The sequence below is a fragment of the Pseudomonas synxantha BG33R genome (genome assembly GCF_000263715.2).
GTDB classification, from domain to species: domain Bacteria; phylum Pseudomonadota; class Gammaproteobacteria; order Pseudomonadales; family Pseudomonadaceae; genus Aquipseudomonas; species Aquipseudomonas synxantha_A.
The window spans coordinates 4,432,939-4,453,662 of sequence record NZ_CM001514.1 but is presented as its reverse complement, the minus strand read 5'-3'; the positions used below and the strand labels follow the sequence as shown (position 1 = coordinate 4,453,662).

18 protein-coding genes are annotated in these 20,724 nt (G+C 59.1%); 17 read left to right on the top strand and 1 reads right to left on the bottom strand.

What is annotated here, in order from left to right; genetic code table 11:
- Positions 1 to 33: 33 nt before the first annotated feature.
- Entirely contained in the window at positions 34 to 1,011 is a 978-nt protein-coding gene (locus PSEBG33_RS27630; RefSeq protein ID WP_157264173.1) for a hypothetical protein, read from the bottom strand.
- A 586-nt stretch (positions 1,012 to 1,597) separates the two neighbouring features.
- Here PSEBG33_RS27630 and PSEBG33_RS08100 point away from each other — a divergent pair.
- The 17 genes from PSEBG33_RS08100 (at position 1,598) to fliE (ending at position 20,721) form a co-directional block, all read left to right on the top strand.
- Positions 1,598 to 2,338 (top strand): flagellar basal body rod protein FlgF, encoded by a 741-nt coding sequence (locus PSEBG33_RS08100; RefSeq protein ID WP_005790106.1) that lies wholly within the window; start codon positions 1,598 to 1,600, stop codon positions 2,336 to 2,338.
- Between the two features lie 62 nt (positions 2,339 to 2,400).
- Positions 2,401 to 3,186 carry a flagellar basal-body rod protein FlgG gene (flgG, locus tag PSEBG33_RS08105; protein WP_005790105.1) on the top strand — a complete coding sequence of 262 codons (786 nt, stop codon included), beginning with the start codon at positions 2,401 to 2,403 and terminating at the stop codon, positions 3,184 to 3,186.
- 53 nt (positions 3,187 to 3,239) lie between these two features.
- Positions 3,240 to 3,935: a flagellar basal body L-ring protein FlgH gene (gene flgH, locus PSEBG33_RS08110; RefSeq protein WP_005790104.1), complete on the top strand. Its 696-nt coding sequence runs from the start codon at positions 3,240 to 3,242 to the stop codon at positions 3,933 to 3,935.
- Positions 3,936 to 3,941: 6 nt separating this feature from the next.
- Positions 3,942 to 5,051: a flagellar basal body P-ring protein FlgI gene (locus tag PSEBG33_RS08115; RefSeq protein WP_413817847.1), complete on the top strand. Its 1,110-nt coding sequence runs from the start codon at positions 3,942 to 3,944 to the stop codon at positions 5,049 to 5,051.
- Positions 5,052 to 5,055: 4 nt separating this feature from the next.
- On the top strand, positions 5,056 to 6,321 hold the full coding sequence (flgJ, locus tag PSEBG33_RS08120) for a flagellar assembly peptidoglycan hydrolase FlgJ (protein ID WP_032803660.1): 1,266 nt from the start codon (positions 5,056 to 5,058) through the stop codon (positions 6,319 to 6,321).
- A gap of 10 nt (positions 6,322 to 6,331) precedes the next feature.
- Entirely contained in the window at positions 6,332 to 8,377 is a 2,046-nt protein-coding gene (flgK, locus tag PSEBG33_RS08125; RefSeq protein ID WP_005790099.1) for a flagellar hook-associated protein FlgK, read from the top strand.
- A 14-nt stretch (positions 8,378 to 8,391) separates the two neighbouring features.
- Positions 8,392 to 10,002, top strand: a complete 1,611-nt coding sequence (locus tag PSEBG33_RS08130; protein WP_005790097.1) for a flagellar hook-associated protein 3 — start codon at positions 8,392 to 8,394, stop codon at positions 10,000 to 10,002.
- Positions 10,003 to 10,278: 276 nt separating this feature from the next.
- The gene (locus tag PSEBG33_RS08135; protein WP_005790096.1) at positions 10,279 to 11,208 is read left to right on the top strand and encodes a ketoacyl-ACP synthase III; all 930 of its coding nucleotides are present in this window, start codon (positions 10,279 to 10,281) and stop codon (positions 11,206 to 11,208) included.
- Positions 11,209 to 11,472: 264 nt separating this feature from the next.
- Positions 11,473 to 13,197, top strand: a complete 1,725-nt coding sequence (locus PSEBG33_RS08140) for a flagellin (protein WP_005790094.1) — start codon at positions 11,473 to 11,475, stop codon at positions 13,195 to 13,197.
- A 76-nt stretch (positions 13,198 to 13,273) separates the two neighbouring features.
- On the top strand, positions 13,274 to 13,621 hold the full coding sequence (locus tag PSEBG33_RS08145; RefSeq protein WP_005790093.1) for a flagellar protein FlaG: 348 nt from the start codon (positions 13,274 to 13,276) through the stop codon (positions 13,619 to 13,621).
- 83 nt (positions 13,622 to 13,704) lie between these two features.
- On the top strand, positions 13,705 to 15,072 hold the full coding sequence (gene fliD / locus PSEBG33_RS08150) for a flagellar filament capping protein FliD (protein ID WP_005790092.1): 1,368 nt from the start codon (positions 13,705 to 13,707) through the stop codon (positions 15,070 to 15,072).
- 128 nt (positions 15,073 to 15,200) lie between these two features.
- Positions 15,201 to 15,590, top strand: a complete 390-nt coding sequence (fliS, locus tag PSEBG33_RS08155) for a flagellar export chaperone FliS (RefSeq protein WP_005790090.1) — start codon at positions 15,201 to 15,203, stop codon at positions 15,588 to 15,590.
- A 25-nt stretch (positions 15,591 to 15,615) separates the two neighbouring features.
- Positions 15,616 to 15,912 (top strand): hypothetical protein, encoded by a 297-nt coding sequence (locus PSEBG33_RS08160; protein ID WP_005790088.1) that lies wholly within the window; start codon positions 15,616 to 15,618, stop codon positions 15,910 to 15,912.
- A 169-nt stretch (positions 15,913 to 16,081) separates the two neighbouring features.
- Positions 16,082 to 17,554: a sigma-54 dependent transcriptional regulator gene (locus PSEBG33_RS08165; protein ID WP_005790087.1), complete on the top strand. Its 1,473-nt coding sequence runs from the start codon at positions 16,082 to 16,084 to the stop codon at positions 17,552 to 17,554.
- 110 nt (positions 17,555 to 17,664) lie between these two features.
- Positions 17,665 to 18,876 carry a sensor histidine kinase gene (locus PSEBG33_RS08170; protein ID WP_005790086.1) on the top strand — a complete coding sequence of 404 codons (1,212 nt, stop codon included), beginning with the start codon at positions 17,665 to 17,667 and terminating at the stop codon, positions 18,874 to 18,876.
- A gap of 7 nt (positions 18,877 to 18,883) precedes the next feature.
- Positions 18,884 to 20,260, top strand: a complete 1,377-nt coding sequence (locus PSEBG33_RS08175; RefSeq protein WP_005790084.1) for a sigma-54-dependent transcriptional regulator — start codon at positions 18,884 to 18,886, stop codon at positions 20,258 to 20,260.
- A 131-nt stretch (positions 20,261 to 20,391) separates the two neighbouring features.
- Positions 20,392 to 20,721: a flagellar hook-basal body complex protein FliE gene (fliE, locus tag PSEBG33_RS08180; protein WP_005790083.1), complete on the top strand. Its 330-nt coding sequence runs from the start codon at positions 20,392 to 20,394 to the stop codon at positions 20,719 to 20,721.
- Positions 20,722 to 20,724 lie beyond the last annotated feature (3 nt).

Below are 20,724 nucleotides of genomic sequence, written 5' to 3'. Positions count from 1 at the left end.
ACGCAGTGTCCGATCTGACAACGGTCCAGTGTGTCAGCCGTAGACACTGTTGTACTGGCCTATTTCTTCAATCTTGCCTGTACTTTTGTCCATCCAGGCCAGCGTTGTGTTTTCGTTGTCAATTTTAAAGAACTCAATCAGGCTGTAGTTCTTGTCATGTTCCAAGTTGCTCAAACTTTTTTGAATCTCGGGAGAGAGTTTTCCGTACTTGCCGTCTTTCAGGTCCTTGGCGGTTACGCCGTAATCCTTGAATTGTTGGGCTTCGGAATTCGAATTCAACAGCTTTAATAAATCCGTACAGCTCGTTGGCGTCATATAGCCGTTTTCTGGCTGTTCAATAAATACAGGCCTGCCACCGTCGACGGGTGCCCAGAGGTAGGTCAATGCGTGTCCGTTAAACTGAGACACCATACGGTAGTCCCTATGTTCATCCAGTTTCCCCAGTTCCTTGGTAATACTGGGGGAGAGTGGTCCATATTTGCCGCCAAGCAGATCCTTGGTGGTGATATCCATGTCCATACGGATCATGGCCTGTGGCAGTGTGTCGATAAGTTTATCCAGCGCCTTTACGGCCGGGTTCCAATGTTGATTTATTGGTGCGAACTCGTCTGCGAGCCTTGGAGAGACGAGATAAATTGGCCGCTGATCAACATACCTTTCAGTAGGGTAGTTCCAGTCACGGCGCATGTCTGGTACGCGCCGCTCGGGAAGGTAGTCCCAGTCGCGGCGCATTTGCGGAAAATCCCGGGCAGGGCGATAGTCCCAGTCTGGTTGCATGTCCGAGATGCGTCGGTCGGGGTAATAGTCCCTGGCACGGTGCACCTCTGGAAAGTATCGGTCAGGACGATAGTCTGAAACTTCGGCCCTGTGCTCGTGGGTGCACGCGTGATAATGGGGCGCGGCCGATGGGTAGTTAGGTCGATATATATCATGGTCCGGCCTGCCACCCGCTCTTGTAGGGAAGTAGGGAACACTGAAGGGCAGGGTGGGTACTTGTGGGGTAGTGAACATGATACTGGTCCTGTAGTTAGTGATAGGTGTGTCGCAAGAATGCAACTTTAAATACTCAGGGTGGTGATGTTGCGATGGACAGAATTTACGCAGGCAGTAGGGTGTGTTCAAGTTGTAGTTGTTTAGTAATTGTAAGCGTGTGTCGAGACGGTTTAATTTGGTGTAAGTGTCGTGAGATGTCCGAGAAAGCAAGCGTAAACACATGTATTAACTAAATGCTCAAGTACCTGATAACGATGGGTTTCACTCGCTGTACGTGAATTTGAAATGATAAGTCTGGTAGTCACCGCGTGTGTATTAATAACCCCTTGCAACATTTCCCTCGATAAGAGCGGCCCAGGAAGCTGAAATGGCGACGCACCGGCGTAATTCAGGCATGGGGAGGGCTTCGGGCGTCATGTCTTGCCGCAAGCGGCATAAGTCCGCCGTTTTTTCGACTCTTGGGCAGTGGGTCTGCCCGACGCTCCAGCGCTCAACCCCCGGATTCAGGGGGCTCCTTCGTTTTTTTTAAAGTTGGTTCGCAAATTGCTTAAGCCTCCTCAGTACAGCGGTGGGCGGCAAGCGTCCGTCAGAAAGAGGAAAGAGCGTGGACAAATACCTTTATGTGGCAATGACCGGCGCCAGCCAGAACGCACTGGCGCAGAAGGCCCATGCCAACAATCTGGCGAACATTTCCACCAATGGTTTCCAGCGCGACCTGGAGCAGGCGCGTTCGATGCCGGTGTTCGGCGACAGCTTTCCGGCGCGGGCATTTGCCATGACCGAGCGGCCGGCCACTGACTTCTCCCCGGGCGCGATGATCGAGACCGGTCGTGACCTGGATGTGGCCGTCAGCGGCGACGGCTGGATGGCCGTGCAAACCCCCGATGGCGGCGAAGCCTACGTGCGCAGCGCGAGCATGAACGTGGATGCGCTCGGTGTGCTGCGTGCCGGCAACGGGATGCCGATCATGGGTAACGGTGGCCCGATTGCCGTGCCGCCCCAGCAGAAAATCGAAGTCGGTGCCGACGGCACCATCAGCATCCGCGCCATGGGCGAAGGCCCGCGGGTGATGGTGGAAGTAGACCGGATCAAGATGGTCCAGCCCGATCTCAAGAACATGACCAAGGGCCTGGACGGCACCATCCACACCAAGGATGGCCAGCCAGCCCAGGCCGATGCGAACGTCAAGCTGACTTCGGGCTTCCTGCAGGCGAGCAACGTCAATGCCGTGGAAGAAATGACCGCGGTGCTGGCGCTTTCCAAGCAGTTCGAGCTGCACATCAAGATGATGAACAGCGCTAAAGAAGACGACCAGGCCATGACGCGCGTCATGCAGATGAGCTGATTCAAGCCCATTAACTAATTTGCAACGTAGCGCCCACCACCCGGCGCACGAAGGAGAACAGCATGCTTCCGGCTCTATGGGTTGCCAAGACAGGCCTGTCCGCCCAGGACACCAACCTGACGACCATTTCCAACAACCTGGCGAACGTGTCGACCACGGGCTTCAAACGTGATCGCGCCGAGTTCCAGGACCTGCTCTATCAGATCAAGAAGCAGCCAGGTGCCCAATCGACCCAGGACAGCGAATTGCCGTCGGGCCTGCAATTGGGTACCGGTGTGCAGATCGTCGGCACCCAGAAAAACTTCAGCGCCGGTAACCTGCAGCAAACCGGCCAGCCGCTGGACATGGCCATCAATGGCCGTGGCTTCTTCCAGATCCTGCAACCGGATGGGACTACCTCCTACACCCGCGACGGTACTTTCCACCTGGACTCCAACGGCCAGATCGTCACCGCCAACGGTTTCGCCCTGGAACCGGCCGTGGTGGTTCCGGCGGATGCCAAGACCTTTACCGTGGGCAACGACGGCACCGTGTCTATCACTGTGGCCGGCAACCCGGCGTCGCAAGTGATCGGCAACCTGCAAACCGCCGACTTCATCAACCCGGCCGGCTTGCAGGCGATGGGCAATAACCTGTTCCTGGAAACTGCCTCCAGCGGCGCGCCGCAAATCGGCACCCCGGGCCTGAACGGGTTTGGCACCACGCTGCAAAGCACCCTGGAAACCTCCAACGTCAGCACCGTTGAGGAGATGGTCAACATGATCACCACCCAGCGCGCCTACGAGATGAACTCCAAGGTGATTTCCACCGCCGACCAGATGCTCTCGTTCGTCACGCAGAATCTGTAATCACGTCTATGGGGCGCTCTTGACGGCGCCTGCAACACCATGAGGTAAGGGTCATGAATCGCTATGTTTCCGTTTTGGCATTGAGTGGGATCGCCGTGCTCGCGGGCTGTGTCGCCCCAACGCCAAAGCCCAATGACCCGTACTACGCGCCGGTGTTGCCACGCACGCCGCTGCCGGCGGCGGCCAATAACGGCTCGATCTACCAGGCTGGTTTCGAACAGAACCTTTACAGCGACCGCAAGGCCTTCCGGGTCGGTGACATCATCACCATCACCCTCAACGAGAAGACCCAGGCCAGCAAGAACGCCAACTCGCAGATCGGCAAGAACAGCAAGACCAGCATCGGCCTGACGTCGCTGTTCGGCGGTGGCCTGAACACCAACAACCCGCTGGGCGGTGGTGACCTGAGCCTGGACGCCGGCTACAGCGGCGACCGTGCCACCAACGGCAAGAGTGCGGCGGGGCAGGGCAACAGCCTGACCGGCTCGATCACCGTGACCGTGGCCGACGTATTGCCCAACGGCATCATCGCCATACGCGGTGAAAAGTGGATGACCCTCAACACCGGCGACGAGCTGGTGCGCATCGCCGGCATGGTCCGTGCCGATGATATTTCCACCGACAATACCGTGCCGTCGACGCGCATTGCCGATGCGCGCATCACCTACTCGGGGACGGGTTCGTTTGCTGATGCAAGCCAGCCGGGCTGGTTCGATCGTTTCTTCCTTAGCCCGCTGTTCCCTTTCTAGGTGGCCATTTTGAATTTCAAACAGCTGATGGCGACGGCGCTCTTGCTGGCCTTGAGTGCTGTGGCCCAGGCCGAGCGGCTCAAAGACATCGCCAGTATTTCCGGCGTGCGCTCCAACCAGTTGATCGGCTACGGCCTGGTGGTGGGGCTCAATGGCACGGGTGACCAGACCACCCAGACGCCGTTCACCCTGCAGACCTTCAACAACATGCTGTCCCAGTTCGGTATCAAGGTGCCGCCAGGCTCGGGCAACGTGCAATTGAAGAACGTTGCCGCGGTGTCGATCAGTGCCGATTTGCCGCCATTCGCCAAGCCGGGCCAGGTGGTGGACATCACCGTTTCGTCCATGGGCAACTCCAAAAGCCTGCGTGGCGGCACCTTGCTGATGACGCCGCTCAAAGGTATCGACGGCAACGTCTACGCCATTGCCCAGGGCAACCTGGTGGTCGGCGGGTTTGACGCTGAAGGCCGCGATGGTTCGAAGATCACTGTCAACGTACCGTCGGCCGGGCGCATTCCCGGTGGCGCGACGGTTGAACGCACCGTGCCGAGCGGTTTCAACCAGGGCAACAGCCTGACCCTGAACCTCAATCGCTCCGACTTCACCACTGCCAAGCGCGTGGTCGACAAGATCAACGACATGCTCGGCCCAGGTGTGGCCCAGGCCATCGACGGCGGTTCGATTCGCGTCACCGCACCACTGGACCCCAGCCAGCGTGTGGACTACCTGTCGATCCTGGAAAACCTGGAGGTCGACCCTGGCCAGGCGGTGGCAAAAGTCATCATCAACTCACGTACCGGCACTATCGTGATCGGCCAGAACGTCAAGGTCTCGCCGGCAGCGGTGACCCACGGCAGCTTGACGGTGACCATCACCGAAGACCCGATCGTCAGCCAGCCGGGCCCGCTGTCCAACGGCCAGACCGCCGTGGTCCCGCGCTCGCGGGTCAATGCCCAGCAAGAAGCCAAGCCGATGTTCAAGTTCGGCCCCGGCACCACCCTGGATGAGATTGTCCGTGCGGTGAACCAGGTGGGCGCAGCGCCCGGCGACTTGATGGCTATCCTCGAAGCTTTGAAACAGGCCGGCGCCTTGCAAGCCGACCTGATCGTGATCTGAGGCCATGGCCATGGATATGCGCAAGAGCGGCATCAGCAGCACGGCGGACTCGGGGTCTTACTCCGACCTGAATCGGCTTAACCAGCTGAAGGTCGGTGATGACAAGAACAGCGAAGGCAACATGCGCAAGGTGGCGCAGGAGTTCGAGTCGCTGTTTTTGAACGAGATGCTCAAGTCCATGCGCTCGGCTACCGACGCTCTGGGCAAGGACAATCCGCTGAATACCCCGGCGGCCAAGCAGTATCAGGAAATGTACGACCAGCAACTGGCGGTCTCGATGTCCCGCGAGGGCGGTGGTATCGGCCTGGCCGACGTGCTGATGCGCCAGATGCAAAAGAACAAACCGGTGGAGGCCCAGGCCGCCACCTTGCAAGGCCCGGCGGCGGATGGGCCGGTGAAGAAAGTTGATGTGCCGACTGAGATTGCTGCCGGTACCCAGGCTGAGGGCCCGTTGGGGCGCTCCAATGGGCAGCGTCCATTGTGGGCCTATCGCGTGGCTGAGCCGCAGGCTGGGGCCGTTGCGTCTCACAGCAACGACATGGAGCTGATGAACCAGCGCCGTATCGCCTTGCCCAGCAAGCTGACTGACCGTTTGCTTGCCGGCATCGTGCCCAGTACCCAGGTCGTGGCCAAGGCCGCGCCGCTGCGTAACAGTGCCGCCGATGACAACGTCATCAACAGCAGTGCGCGCACCTTTGCCGTACCGAGCGGGCGCATGCAGGTGTATGGCCGCGCCATTGCCCAGCCACCGCTGGCACCGGCGAAGAAAGCCTTCAGCTCCCAGGATGAATTCGTCGCCACCATGCTGCCGATGGCCAAGGCCGCCGCCGCACGGATTGGCATCGATCCCAAGTACCTGGTGGCCCAGGCGGCGCTGGAAACCGGTTGGGGCAAATCGGTCATGCGTGCCGAAGACGGCAGCAGCAGCCACAACCTGTTCGGCATCAAGGCCGGCCAGAGTTGGCAGGGCGGCCAGGCCCGTGCGATCACCAGCGAGTTTCGCGATGGTGCGATGGTCAAGGAAACGGCGCAGTTCCGTTCCTACAGCTCCTACCAGGACAGCTTCCACGACCTCGTGACCCTGCTGCAAAGCCATGATCGCTATAAAGAAGTTGTGAAATCAGCCGACAACCCGGAACAGTTTGTACGCGAGTTGCAAAAAGCCGGTTATGCAACCGACCCGGATTACGCCAGCAAGATTTCGCAGATCGCAAAAACCATGAACAGTTACCAGAACTACGCTGCCGCTGGCGCAACCACACATTTATAAGGTCTGAATCATGAGTTTGCTCAGTATCGGGATGTCAGGGCTCAACGCCGCTCAAGGATCGTTGTCGGTCTTGAGTAATAACATCGCCAACGTTAATACCCCAGGGTACTCGCGTCAGCAGACCACGCAGAATACTAACGCGTCGAACCCGTTCGGCGGTGTGTTCATCGGCACTGGTACCACCCTGGCCGACGTGCGCCGGGTGTACAACGAATACCTGGACACTGCCTACCAGAACAGCACGGCCCTGAACAACGATGCCAAGGCGTATCTGGATCAGGTCGGCGCCGTCGACAAAGTGCTGTCGGACAAGACCACCGGTCTGTCATCGGTGCTCAGCTCGTTCTTCGCTACCCTGCAAACCGCAGCGTCCAACCCCAGCGACCTGTCGGCCCGCCAACTGCTGGTGACCAACGCCCAGACCCTGAGCAGCCGTTTCAACGCGATCTCGACGCAATTGACCCAGCAGAAAGAGACTATCAACAACCAACTGAGCAGCATGAGTGAGCAGGTCAATCAATTGACCGCCTCCATTGCCTCGCTCAACAAGCAGATCTCCCAAGTGCAAGGCGCGTCGGGCAATGCGCCGGCCAACCTGCTGGACTCGCGTAACGAGGCGGTACGCTCGCTCAATGAGCTGATCGGCGTAACGGCCACCGAGAAGAACGGCCAGTTCAGCGTGACCACCGGCAGCGGCCAGTCCCTGGTGGAGGGCGGGATCTCCAATACGATTTCCGCAGTGCCGAGCAAAACCGATAACAGCCAGTACACCATTCAGCTGGACATGAACGGCACCACCATGGACCTGGGCGGCGTCATCAGTGGCGGCAGCATCGGTGGCCTGTTGCGTTATCGCAGTGATGCCTTGATGCCGGCTATCAACGACCTGGGCCGTATCGCCATCGCAACCGCAGACACCATCAATAACCAGCTGGGCCAAGGCCTGGACCTCAATGGTGACTTTGGCGTTTCGCTGTTCAAAGACATCAACAGTGCCGCCGCCATTGCGTCGCGCAGCCAGGGCGCCTCGGGCAACAGTGCCGGGGCCGGCAACCTGAACGTGACGATCAAGGACAGCAGTAAGTTGTCCACGTTTGACTACACCGTGACCTTCAGCGACAAGACCGACCCCAACAAGGTCACCGTGTTGCGCTCGGACGGCAAGGCCATGGGCACCTTTGACATGGGCTCCACACCGCCGCCGACCATGGATGGCTTTACCCTGGCGCTGGACGGCAAGGGCGCCATGGCGTTTGGCGACAGCTTCAAAGTCAGCCCGACCGCCACCGGCGCAAGCGGTATGGGTGTAGCACTCACCGATGCCAACAAGCTGGCGTTTGCCGGCCCGCTGGCGGGTACCAGCAGCAAGACCAACAGCGGCACAGGCACATTTACCCAGCCGTCGTTGACGGTGCCGCTGGACATCCATGGCGGCACCGACACCGCACAGTTGCGCGCCGGTATTGAAAACTCGATGCCGGTGAAGATGGTGTTCGGCAAACCCGCCGCCGACGGTACGCAGTCGTATACGATCAGCGACTCCAAGGGCAACCCGATTGGCACTGGCTCAATCATCCCGGGGCAGGGCAACAAGATCACCGTCGACGTACCGATGCGCGACGCCAGCGGTGCAGCCATCCCCGGCAAGAGCTTCAAGTTCGACACCACTGTCAATGGCTCCCCGGCAGACGGCGACAGCACCACCTTCGCCTTCAACAGCGGCGGCAAATCCGATGGCCGAAACGCCCAGGAACTGCTGAACCTGCAAACCAAGGCCACCGTTGGCATGGGCGAGGGCAACGGGGGCACCAGCCTGGTGGGGGCCAACAGCAAGCTGGTCTCCACTGTCGGCGCCAAGGCCAGCCAGGCCGGGGTCGACAGCGCCGCCACCGGTGCGTTGCTGAGCGCCAATAAAGATGCGCGCAACTCGGTGTCCGGGGTCAACCTGGATGACGAAGCCGGCGACATGATCAAGTTCCAGCAGTACTACACCGCGTCGTCGCAGATCATCAAGGCTGCGCAGGAAACCTTCACCACACTGATGAATGCTCTTTAAGGGAGGCTGGGACGATGCGTATTTCTACACAGCAGTATTTCGAGACCAGCTCTGCCAAGTACCAGAGCAACTATTCCAGCGTGGTCAAGGCCCAGGACCAGGCCAGCACCGGTGTCCGTGTGCAAACCGCCGCTGATGATCCGGTAGCGGCGGCGCGGTTGCTGATGCTGCAGCAGCAGAAAGACATGCTGGCGCAGTTCAACGGCAATATCGACACGTTGAAGAATTCGCTGACCACCCAGGACGGCGTGCTGGAAAACATCAATATCGCGATTCAACGCGCCAGTGAATTGGCGCTGAAGGCGGGTAACGTCGGCATCAGCGATGCTGACCGCAAGTCGACTGCCGCCGAGATCGGCGCCATTGAAGATCAGGTCCTGGGCCTGCTCAATACCAAGGACGCCAGCGGTAATTACCTGTTCTCCGGGAGCAAGACCGACACGCCTCCCTACACCCGCAACAATGACGGCACCTATAGCTACCAGGGCGATGACACGCCGCTGAGCCTGAAGGTGGCGGAGAACCTGTCGGTCGCCATGGGCAATACCGCCAAGAGCATGCTTGAAAGCTCGGCGAATACGGGCCGTACGCAAACAGCACCGATCCTCGTGCCGCCAGCGGTCGATGATGGCAAGGTCACCGTGTCTGCCGGGTTGATCGCGGCCAACACCAGCTATAACAGCAGTTTTTCCGACGGCCAGCCGTACAAGCTGACCTTCACCAGCAGCACCCAATATGTCGTAACGGACAATGCCGGCAAGGACATCACCTCGGAGATTCCGGGCAACGGCACTTTCGATGCCACCAAGGAAGGCGGTTCGAGTATCAATCTGCGCGGGGTCAAGTTCGACATCGGCTTGAACCTGGGCAAGGACGTACTGGGCAAAGACATACTGCCCGGCGCGCCATCGGACGCCATCGTCAAGGATCGCGAGTTCAGCTTGTCGGTCAAGCCGGACACCTTCAGTGTTTCGCGCACCCCGAGCAATCCGTCCACTGCGCAACTGAGCGGCGGCACGGTGAGCGATCCGGCGGCATACGCCAGCACCTTTCCCAACTCGGGTGTCGTCGTCAAGTTTGGCGCGGCCGGTGCCTATGATCTGTATGCGCAGCCGTATACCGCAGACAGTAAATCCATTGCCAGTGGCACCCTGGCAGCTGGTGCAACGTCAATCACGGCGGCGGGCGTGACCTTCGATGTCACCACCGCACCGGCGCCGGCAGCCGGCGACCAGTTTTCGATCAGTGCCACCAGCAACAAGAACGAGAATGTCCTCGACACCTTGAGCCATTTGCGCAAAATCCTGGAAACGCCGTCAGACGGCAACCCGGCGGCGCAGAAGGAGCTCAAGGATGTGGTGGCCAAGTCCATTGGCAACTTGACCAATGCCTACAGCCAGATCGACCAGGCGCGCGGCTCCCTGGGGGCGCGCCTCAATGGCCTGGATATTCAGTCCAAGGAAAACGTCAGCCTGGACCTGGCCAATACCACCACCATGAATGCCCTGGGCAATGTCGACTTCGCCGAAGCCGCCATCAACCTGAGCTTGCAGCAGACCATGTTGCAGGCTTCGCAGTTGGCCTTTGTGAAAATCTCGCAGTTGAGCCTGTTCAACAAGATGTGATCGGCGCTGTGCACGACGGCCCAGCCTGGAAACAGGCTGGGCCGTCGTCGTTTCCGTGGCGCAATTGTTGAAACGTTTTGCATAAACCACGCAAAATTGAGTGACCTGTGAGTCATAAAGCGCATCTTCACTGTATCGTGTGAAAAGGATAAGTCGTCACAGGGCCTTCATCGGGCGGCTTTCACCGGGATTTTTATGGGGTTATCCCCTTTATTGTCAGCACTTCCGGCATAGCCCGAGGGGTGTTCTCCAGCTATTTAGTATTGGGAAGCCACAATGATTGGCATAAAAAGCATCGCCAGTTACGTGCCGGCGGACGGGATCGATAACTACGCCCAGGGTGCCAAGTTCGCCAAGGATGAAGAATTCATCATTGGCAAGATCGGCTCGGCGTTCCTGCCGCGCAAGGAAGCTGCACAGGAGACTTCCGATCTGTGCGTCGAAGCAGTCAACGCCTTGTTTGCCAACAACCCCGAATTGAAGCGTGAGTCCATCGACGCGCTGATCGTCGTCACCCAGAACGGCGATGAAGAGGGCCTGCCTCATACCGCCGCCATCGTTCAGGACAAACTGGGCCTGCCTACCCACGTTGCCGCCTTCGATATTTCCCTGGGCTGCTCCGGCTACGTCTACGGCATCTACGCGATGAAGGGCTTCATGGAAGCCGCCGGCCTGAAAAACGGCCTGCTGATCACTGCAGACCCGTACTCGAAGATCGTCGACCCGGAAGATCGCAACACCACCATGCTGTTCGGCGATGCCGCCACCGCCACCTGGATGGGCGAAGATGCGCCGTGGTTGCTGGGCAAATCCAAGTTCGGCACCGACGGTTCCGGCGCGCCGCACCTCAAAGTCAGCGACGGCGTGTTCTTCATGAACGGCCGCCAGGTGTTCAACTTCGCGCTGCTGAAAGTGCCGGCGCACTTGCACGAGTTGCTCGCAGAGTCGGACCTCAAGGCCGATGACATCGATGCGTTCTGCATCCACCAGGGCAGTGCGGCCATCGTCGATGCCGTGGCGCGTCGCTTTGAAGAGGCGCCGGTGGACAAGTTCATCAAGGACATGGTCGAGACCGGCAACACTGTGTCGTCGAGCATCCCGTTGCTGCTGGAAAAGCACGTGATGGACGCTACCTGGAAGCGTGTGGCAATCAGCGGGTTTGGTGTGGGCCTGTCGTGGGGCTCGGCGATTCTCTATCGCCCGTGATGTTTTAGCCGCTGCATAAAAAACGCCGATGATCCTTCGATCATCGGCGTTTTTTTATTGGCGCCAGAAAAGCCAATGAAACCGGGCTTCTGTGCCTGCATAAGCCCTTGAAATACAAGGGCTGGCACAGGGCTACTAAAAAAAATCAAAAAAATCCTCAAGCAACCGGCTACCACGACGATAACTATTACGTAGGTTCTCTAGGCCACACCCGGCGGTCGCCAGGGCCGGAAGCCGCAGTATCCAAATCACGAGGATTTCGTCATGGCATTATCAGTAAACACCAACATCACCTCCCTGGGTGTCCAGAAGAACCTGAACAAAGCTTCCGACGCCCTGAGCCAGTCGATGAACCGTCTGTCCTCCGGCCTGAAAATCAACAGCGCCAAAGACGACGCTGCCGGCATGCAGATCGCCAACCGTCTGAACAACCAGGTCAAAGGCCTGAACGTTGCCATCGCCAACGCCAACAACGGCGTGTCGATTGCCCAGACCGCTGAAGGCGCGATGCAAGAATCCACCAACACCCTGCAGCGTCTGCGTGAACTCGCCCTGCAAGCGTCCAACGGTGACAAAAGCGACGCTGACCGTGTTTCCCTGCAGCAGGAATTCACCGCTAAAGTGGGCGAGCTGAACCGTATCGCCAGCACCACCACCTTCGGTGGTCGTAACCTGCTCGACGGCTCGTTCAGCAACGTAGCGTTCCAGATCGGCGCCAACGCCAACGAGACTATCTCGTTCGGTATGACCGACATCAGCTCGACTGCGCTGAAGGGTAACTACAAAGAAGCTGCTGTAAATGGCACCGCGATGACTGGTCTGGCTGCTACTTCGACCGGCTCCGTGTTGGGCGGTACTAAAGCCACCGTAACCGGTGGTGCCGCAGCACTGGCAACTGTTGCAACTGACGCGTTCACCATTAACGGTACTGAAATTACTCTGGGTGTTGCCGCTGCTGGTGCAGCAGCCGGTACTGCTGCCGTTACTGCTATCAACGCTCAAACAGCTACCACTGGTGTTACTGCTAGCGCTGATGCTGCTGGTGTCGTTACTCTGACCTCGAAAAGTGCTATTACCCTGGGCGCTTCCGCTACCGGCGGCGCAACAGCGGGCCTGGCCAAACTCGGTCTGACTGCAGGTGCTACTCCAGCTACCAACAGTACCCCTACCGGCACCACCGCAATGGGTTTGACTGGCGGTATCTCGGTTAACGGCACTGCTGTAGCCTGGACTGCCACTGATACAATGGCTGACGTGCTGACTGACATCGCTGCTGCTGCGGGTGCTGGTGCAACCGCTACATTGGTTGATGGTCGTGTCAAAGTGACCTCCGGTGGTGGCCAGGACATCAAGCTGTCCAACACCTCTGCGGGTTCGCTGTCGCAATTGGGTCTTTCCGCTGGTACTTCCCAAGCCAAACTGACCGCTGACACCTCCATCGATGTGAACGGCGTTGAAGTCAAGTTCAAGAAAGGTGACACCGCTGACGCGATCGTTTCTTCGATCAACAGCGCCAGCACCGGTGTTCAAGCCAGCAAAAACGCTGACGGCACCCTGAACCTGTTCGCTGACAAAGACATCACCATCAAGGATGGTAGCGCCGGTACTGGCCTGGCTGCACTGGGTCTGACCGCTGTTGCAGCGGCCGGCACCAAAACCGCCGTCACCATGGAAACCAGCGTTTCCGACCTGAACATCCTGACTGCCGCTGCTTCGCAGCAGGCTACCCAGGCTCTGGACGATGCCATGCAGCAGATCGACAGCCAGCGTTCGCAGCTGGGTGCCGTACAAAACCGCTTCACCAGCACCGTCGCCAACCTGCAGAGCATTTCGCAGAACTCCTCCGCTGCCAAAGGCCGCGTAGAAGACGCTGACTTCGCTTCTGAAGCGGCTGAGCTGACCAAGCAACAAACCCTGCAACAGGCTTCCACTGCGATCCTGTCCCAGGCCAACCAACTGCCATCCGCTGTACTGAAGCTGCTTCAGTAATAGCGCTAGCGGTTAAATAACGGGAGGGTGCGTTTAACGACGTGCCCTTCCGTTTTTTCAGTTTGGAGGTGGTGACATGGACATGAGCATCAAGCTGACCTCGTCTTACCCCGCAGCTTCGGCCCCGGCCAACCTTGGCGCAGTGGTAACCCAGGCCCAGCCTGTGGCCAGCAATGAGCCGATCAAGAGTGAAGAGCCTCAGCGCGTGGCGCTGGAGAAGGCTGTTACCGATATGCGTGAGTTTGTGCAGGCTTCACAGCGCAACCTGGATTTTTCCATCGATGACTCTACCGGCAAGGTAGTGGTCAAGGTGATCGCCACCGACAGTGGTGAAGTGATTCGACAGATTCCATCGGAGACCGCGCTGAAATTGGCGCAGAACCTGAGCGATGCCGGCAGCCTGTTGTTTGATAGCAAGGCTTGAGTTGGCACGAAACATGTTTCTGATTGCGGTCTAGGCGTTTAAGCGCCAAAAAAACGGCCGCCGCAGGACAAGGAGAATGAAAAATGGCTAGTTCAACGATTTCCGGCCCTGGTTCGGGCTACGACACGCAAGCTATCGTCAAGGCGTTGGTGGGGGCTGAACAAGCGCCTAAACAACAGCAGATCACCAACGAGCAGAAAACTGCCACCGTCCAGTTGTCGGCAGTTGGTTCGATCAAGACGGCGTTGGAGGCCTATCAGGCGGCGATCACCAAGTTGAATAACCCCTCCGCGTTCAATGGGCTGGCGGCAAGTTCTTCGGAAGAGAAAAACGCCAAGGTGACGTTGGGTGACGGAGCATCCAGTGGCAAGTACGTTTTGCAAGTCGATAACCTGGCAACCGCTTCAAAAGTTACCACTGCGGTGAATGCTGAGGGTGCCTCGGGCAAGGCCAACACTACAGACGAAGACCAGACGCTGACCATCAACCAGTCGGGTAAAAGCTTCGATGTGGTGATTCCAGGTGGCGCGACCCTGCAACAGGTGCGAGAGTCAATCAATACCCAGCTCTCGTCGCAGGGTATCAGTGCCAACGTATTGAGCGACTCCAATGGTGCGCGACTGGTACTGACCTCGACCAATATGGGCGAAGGCACCGACATCACCCTCAGCGGTGATTCGCAACTGGCCAGCGGGTATGACAAAGGCACGCCGCCGACCAACGCCAAGTACTCCATCGACGGCATTGCAATGTCATCCAGCAGCAACAAAATCACGTCGGCGATCAGTGGCGTCACGTTGGAGCTGTTGGACACCATTGATGTGAAAAAACCGACGACCATTACCGTGGCCAGTAACACTGACACGTTGAAAACCTCGGTACAGTCCTTCGTCAGTGCGTACAACACGCTGATGACCGCCATCAATACCCAGACCAAAGTTACTGCAACCGGTGACGCGTCGACTACCACTGCCGGTGCGTTGACCGGCGATGCATCAATGCGTCAATTGGTGAACAGCCTGCGCTCCGAACTGGTCAGCGGCTCCGGCGCGGGCACCATGACCAGCCTGGCCCAGATGGGTATCACCACCGATCAGAAAACCGGCCTGCTGAGCCTGGATGACAAGACGTGGGACAAGGCGGTAGTCAAAGGCGCTGGCGATATTGCCAAGCTGTTCACCGGCGACACTGGTTTGATCACGCGCATGAACAAGGCGACGAAGAGCTACGTGGGTACCACCGGCACCCTGGCAACCCGGGCGACGGATCTCAACAACAAGTTGACCGACTTGACCAAAGAGACGGCCGACCTGACACGACGTATGGACGCCTTGCAAAAATCCCTGACCGCCAAGTACACGGCCATGGACACCATGATCGCGCAGATCAACGCCAGCAGCTCCAGCATCCTGACCACCCTCAACTCGCTGAACAATCCGAAATCGAACTGATGGGCGGCGCGCTTTCAGGCCCTGATTCAGGGCCTTGGCGTATGGTTGGGAATTAAAGTTTTCGTCGCCACGGTCGAAAAACTGGTTAAGCAAACCTATTCGATTGTCGCCAGTAACGAGGTAGCAACATGAACCCGATGAGAGCCCTTCGCCAATACCAGAAGGTCAGTTCCCATGCCCAGGTCTCCGAAGCCAGCCCGCACCGCCTGGTGCAGATGCTGATGGAAGGAGGCCTTGATCGCATGGCGCAGGCCAAGGGCGCATTGAACCGTGGGGATATTGCCCAGAAAGGGCTGATGCTGGGCAAGGCGATTGAAATTATCTCTGGCCTGCGTGACGGCCTGGAGCCAGAAAAGGCCGAAGATCCGGCAGCAGTGCACCAGTTGGACGCCTTGTATGGCTATATGAGCAATCGTTTGGTCGAGGCCAACCAGGTGAATGACGCCGAGATAATCGACGAAGTCGCCCGCCTGCTGATCACCGTCAAGACCGGCTGGGATGCCATCGCTCCACAATAAGGCCGATCGCCTTGAGGGACACATCATGAGCCATGCACTGCAACGCATCGACGAAACCCGCGAAGCCCTTCTCGGCGCGCTGGCCGAGCGCAATTGGGAAGCCGTGGGCGAGTTGGACCTGGGTTGCCGCGCGGTGATTGATGAGGTGCTCAGCGAAGTGCCGGTGGACGAGGGCGCATTGCGCGAAAAACTGGAGAGCCTGCTGGTGGTGTACCAGCAGTTGCTGGAGGTGACGACCGGCGAGCGCCAGGCGATTTTCGAAGAGATGTCGCAGATCAACCAAGCGAAAAATGCGTCAAAGGTTTACCATCTCTTCGGTTGAATGGGCGCAGTTAATCCGCACGGCGCGTCATATATTTGACTGTGCCAGCATTTTTGACTTAACTAGTGCTGTTTTCAGATTTCAGACGTCTAGTAGGTAACAAATCTTACAGGCGTCTTGATTGCCCTCATTCCGGGGCAGGAAGTTTTACTAGGGAAGTTGCTATTGCATGTGGCGTGAAACCAAAATTCTGCTGATCGATGACGATAGCGTCCGCCGCCGCGATTTAGCGGTGATTTTAAATTTTCTTGGTGAAGAAAATTTACCCTGCGCCAGCCACGATTGGCAGCAGGCGGTCAGCTCGTTGGCGTCGAGCCGTGAAGTCATCTGTGTATTGATCGGGACGGTAAACGCTCCTGGCGCAGTTCTGGGCCTGTTAAAGACACTGTCAACCTGGGATGAGTTCCTTCCGGTGTTGCTGATGGGCGATATTTCTTCTGTGGACCTGCCGGAAGACCAGCGCCGCCGCGTGCTTTCCACCCTGGAAATGCCGCCCAGCTACAGCAAATTGCTCGATTCGCTGCACCGCGCCCAGGTCTATCGCGAGATGTACGACCAGGCCCGCGAGCGCGGCCGTCACCGTGAACCCAACCTGTTTCGCAGCCTCGTCGGCACCAGCCGTGCGATCCAGCACGTGCGCCAGATGATGCAGCAAGTGGCCGACACCGACGCCAGTGTGCTGATCCTCGGCGAGTCGGGCACCGGCAAGGAAGTGGTCGCACGCAACCTGCACTATCACTCCAAGCGCCGCGACGGGCCTTTTGTGCCGGTCAACTGCGGGGCGATCCCGGCAGAGCTGCTGGAAAGCGAACTGTTCGGCCACGAGAAGGGCGCCTTTACCGGGGCGATCACCAGTCGTGCCGGGCGTTTCGAGCTGGCCAATGGCGGCACGCTGTTCCTTGACGAAATCGGCGACATGCCGCTGCCGATGCAGGTCAAGTTGCTGCGTGTGTTGCAGGAGCGCACCTTCGAGCGCGTGGGCAGCAACAAGACCCAGAGCGTGGACGTGCGCATCATTGCCGCCACCCACAAGAACCTCGAAAGCATGATCGAGGTTGGCAGCTTCCGCGAAGACCTGTACTACCGCCTCAACGTATTCCCCATCGAGATGGCCCCGCTGCGCGAGCGCGTGGAAGACATTCCGTTGCTGATGAACGAGCTGATCTCGCGCATGGAGCACGAAAAGCGCGGCTCCATTCGTTTCAACTCTGCCGCGATCATGTCGCTGTGCCGTCACGGCTGGCCGGGCAACGTGCGCGAGCTGGCGAACCTGGTGGAACGCATGGCGATCATGCATCCGTACGGGGTGATCGGCGTGGTCGAGCTGCCGAAGAAATTTCGCTACGTCGACGATGAAGACGAGCAGATGGACAGCCTGCGCAGTGACATGGAAGAGCGCGTGGCCATTAACGGTCATGCCCCGGACTTCGGTGCCACCGCCATGCTGCCGCCCGAAGGTCTTGACCTCAAGGACTACCTCGGCAACCTGGAACAAGGGTTGATCCAGCAGGCTCTGGACGACGCGCATGGCATCGTTGCCCGCGCCGCCGAGCGTCTGCGCATCCGCCGTACCACCCTGGTGGAGAAGATGCGCAAGTACGGTATGAGCCGCAAAGAAGGTGATGAACAGGCGGATGATTGACGCCTGTTTTTCAACTAGCTGATTTATAGGTAGATTTTTTTCGGCACGGGTATTGCTACAGCCCTCGCAACGTTCCGTTTAACTGACGGTCAGCCAAGCGAGAGAGCATCATGCCCCACGCCGCCCAACTATCTTCGGCCCCTGCCATCCAGGGGCTGGTTTCGCCTGTAGAACCGCCGACCCGCCAGGGCCTGGAACAAGCGTTCTCGCAGTTCAACCAGATGTCGAGCCAACTGACTGACTCCTACAGTCTGCTTGAGGCGCGGGTGTCCGAGCTTAAAGGCGAGCTGGCGGTGGTCAGTGCCCAGCGCATGCAGGAGCTGGCGGAAAAAGAACGCCTGGCCAACCGTCTGCAAAATCTTCTGGACCTGTTGCCCGGTGGCGTGATCGTCATCGACGACCAGGGCCGTGTGCGCGAAGCCAACCCGGCGGCCTGCGACCTGCTGGGCCTGCCGCTGGAAGGCGAGCTGTGGCGCCATGTCATCACCCGCTGCTTTGCGCCGCGAGAAGACGACGGCCACGAAGTCTCCCTCAAGGACGGGCGTCGCCTGTCTATCGCCACTCGCTCCCTGGACGCCGAGCCGGGCCAATTGGTGCTGCTCAATGACCTGACGCAAACCCGTCACCTGCAAGACCAGTTGGCCCGTCATGAGCGGCTGTCGTCGTTGGGCAGGATGGTCGCCTCGTTGGCGCATCAGATCCGCACCCCCTTGTCGGCGGCGTTGATCTACGCCAGTCATTTGACTGATGAGCAATTGCCTGTAGCCACTCAGCAACGATTTGCCGGGCGCCTCAAGGAGCGCTTGCATGAATTGGAGCACCAGGTGCGCGACATGCTGGTGTTTGCCCGCGGCGAATTGCCGCTGACCGACCGCGTCACGCCTGCCGGGTTGATGCAGGCCTTGCAAGCAGCGGCGGCGACCCATGTACAGGGCGCCAACCTGCGTTGGCAATGTGACAGCCACCAGGGCGAGTTGCTGTGCAACCGCGACACCCTGGTCGGCGCCTTGCTCAACCTGATCGAAAACGCCACCCAGGCCAGCGGCCCGGATGCACGCCTCAAAGTGCACCTCTACGCCCGCGAACAAACCCTGCGCCTGTGTATCAGCGACAGCGGCAGCGGCATCGACCCCCAGGTGCTGCAACGCCTGGGCGAGCCGTTTTTTACCACCAAGACCAACGGCACTGGCCTGGGCCTGACCGTGGTCAAGGCAGTGGCACGCGCCCATCAGGGAGAATTGCAGTTGCGCTCCCGGTTGGGGCGCGGCACCTGTGCATTGATGACCTTGCCGCTGTTTTCCAGCGCGGCGAGCGCGGAGTAAAAGGATTATGGCTATCAAGGTTTTATTGGTGGAAGACGATCGCGCCCTGCGTGAAGCATTGGCTGACACGCTGCTGTTGGCGGGCCATGACTACCGGGCGGTCGGCTCTGCCGAGGAGGCCTTGGCGGCGGTCGAGCAGGAAGCCTTCAGCCTGGTGGTCAGCGATGTGAACATGCCCGGCATGGACGGCCACCAGTTGCTCGGCCTGCTGCGTGCGCGCCAGCCGCAGCTGCCGGTACTGCTGATGACTGCCCATGGCGCCGTGGAGCGGGCGGTGGACGCCATGCGCCAGGGCGCGGCGGATTACCTGGTCAAACCGTTCGAGCCCAAGGCGCTGATCGAGCTGGTCGCCCGACATGCCCTGGGCGTGATGTCGGCGGGCGAGGGTGACGGCCCGATAGCCTTTGAACCGGCCAGCGCGCAATTGCTGGAACTGGCAGCGCGGGTGGCGCGCAGTGATTCCACTGTGCTGATTTCCGGCGAATCCGGCACCGGTAAAGAAGTGTTGGCACGCTACATCCACCAGCAGTCCAGCCGTGCCCAGCAACCGTTCATTGCGATCAACTGTGCGGCGATCCCCGACAACATGCTCGAAGCCACGTTGTTCGGCCATGAAAAGGGCTCGTTCACCGGCGCCATCGCGGCCCAGGCCGGCAAGTTCGAACAGGCCGACGGCGGTACCATCCTGCTCGACGAAATCTCGGAAATGCCCCTGGGCCTGCAAGCCAAGTTGCTGCGTGTGTTGCAGGAGCGTGAAGTGGAGCGCGTGGGGGCACGCAAGCCGATCCAGCTGGATATCCGCGTGGTTGCCACCACCAACCGCGACCTGGCCGGCGAAGTGGCGGCGGGGCGCTTCCGGGAGGACCTGTTCTACCGGCTCTCGGTGTTCCCCCTGGCCTGGCGCCCGTTGCGCGAGCGCCCGGCGGATATCATTCCGTTGGCCGAGCGCCTGCTGAACAACCACGTCAAAAAAATGAAGCATGCCCAGGCGCGGTTATCGCCGCAGGCTCAGGCGTGCCTGGTCAGCTATCCGTGGCCGGGCAACGTGCGCGAGCTGGACAATGCCATCCAGCGTGCGCTGATTTTGCAGCAGGGCGGGTTGATCCAGCCGCAGGATTTCTGCCTGGCCATGGGCAATGGTGCTGCGCCGTTGCCGAGCCTGGCCCCGGCTCCAGTGGTCGCCGAGGTTGAATCAGCTGGCGCCCTGGGTGATGACCTGCGTCGTCGCGAATTCCAGATGATCATCGACACCCTGCGCGCTGAGCGTGGCCGCCGCAAAGAAGCGGCCGAGCGCCTGGGCATCAGCCCGCGCACCTTGCGCTACAAGCTGGCGCAGATGCGCGATGCTGGTATGGATGTGGAAGCTTATCTTTTCGCCACATGACCGGTAACAAGTTCTACAAGCTTTGTCGCCTTTTCTTACGAGTTGCTCCAGAGCTGGCACCCTTGTTGCTACCACCCCTAGTAACCGCTGCGTAGTGTCAAAAAATTGCGGGTCGTCGGAGAGAGAAGGTCATGAGCCAGGGTATTGAGTTCAATCGGTTGATGTTGGATATGCGCGCCATGCAAATGGATGCCATGGCTCAACCGAAATCCGTCGCGCCAGCGCCGGAATTGGGCCAAAGCAGTTTTGCCGACATGCTCGGTCAGGCAATCAATAAAGTCAGTGATACCCAGCAGGCGTCCAGCCAGTTGGCCACTGCGTTCGAGATCGGTAAAAGCGGCGTGGACCTCACCGATGTGATGGTCGCCTCGCAAAAGGCCAGTGTGTCTTTCCAGGCCTTGACTCAAGTGCGTAACAAGCTGGTTCAGGCTTATCAAGACATCATGCAGATGCCGGTTTAAGGA

Excerpts from the sequence above, each read along its gene's own strand:
- PSEBG33_RS27630 (WP_157264173.1), bottom strand. The coding sequence starts at position 1,011 with ATGTTCACTACCCCACAAGTACCCACCCTGCCCTTCAGTGTTCCCTAC.
- flgG (WP_005790105.1), top strand. The coding sequence starts at position 2,401 with ATGCTTCCGGCTCTATGGGTTGCCAAGACAGGCCTGTCCGCCCAGGAC.
- flgH (WP_005790104.1), top strand. The coding sequence starts at position 3,240 with ATGAATCGCTATGTTTCCGTTTTGGCATTGAGTGGGATCGCCGTGCTC.
- flgJ (WP_032803660.1), top strand. The coding sequence starts at position 5,056 with ATGGCCATGGATATGCGCAAGAGCGGCATCAGCAGCACGGCGGACTCG.
- flgK (WP_005790099.1), top strand. The coding sequence starts at position 6,332 with ATGAGTTTGCTCAGTATCGGGATGTCAGGGCTCAACGCCGCTCAAGGA.
- PSEBG33_RS08130 (WP_005790097.1), top strand. The coding sequence starts at position 8,392 with ATGCGTATTTCTACACAGCAGTATTTCGAGACCAGCTCTGCCAAGTAC.
- PSEBG33_RS08135 (WP_005790096.1), top strand. The coding sequence starts at position 10,279 with ATGATTGGCATAAAAAGCATCGCCAGTTACGTGCCGGCGGACGGGATC.
- PSEBG33_RS08140 (WP_005790094.1), top strand. The coding sequence starts at position 11,473 with ATGGCATTATCAGTAAACACCAACATCACCTCCCTGGGTGTCCAGAAG.
- PSEBG33_RS08145 (WP_005790093.1), top strand. The coding sequence starts at position 13,274 with ATGGACATGAGCATCAAGCTGACCTCGTCTTACCCCGCAGCTTCGGCC.
- fliD (WP_005790092.1), top strand. The coding sequence starts at position 13,705 with ATGGCTAGTTCAACGATTTCCGGCCCTGGTTCGGGCTACGACACGCAA.
- fliS (WP_005790090.1), top strand. The coding sequence starts at position 15,201 with ATGAACCCGATGAGAGCCCTTCGCCAATACCAGAAGGTCAGTTCCCAT.
- PSEBG33_RS08160 (WP_005790088.1), top strand. The coding sequence starts at position 15,616 with ATGAGCCATGCACTGCAACGCATCGACGAAACCCGCGAAGCCCTTCTC.
- PSEBG33_RS08165 (WP_005790087.1), top strand. The coding sequence starts at position 16,082 with ATGTGGCGTGAAACCAAAATTCTGCTGATCGATGACGATAGCGTCCGC.
- PSEBG33_RS08170 (WP_005790086.1), top strand. The coding sequence starts at position 17,665 with ATGCCCCACGCCGCCCAACTATCTTCGGCCCCTGCCATCCAGGGGCTG.
- PSEBG33_RS08175 (WP_005790084.1), top strand. The coding sequence starts at position 18,884 with ATGGCTATCAAGGTTTTATTGGTGGAAGACGATCGCGCCCTGCGTGAA.
- fliE (WP_005790083.1), top strand. The coding sequence starts at position 20,392 with ATGAGCCAGGGTATTGAGTTCAATCGGTTGATGTTGGATATGCGCGCC.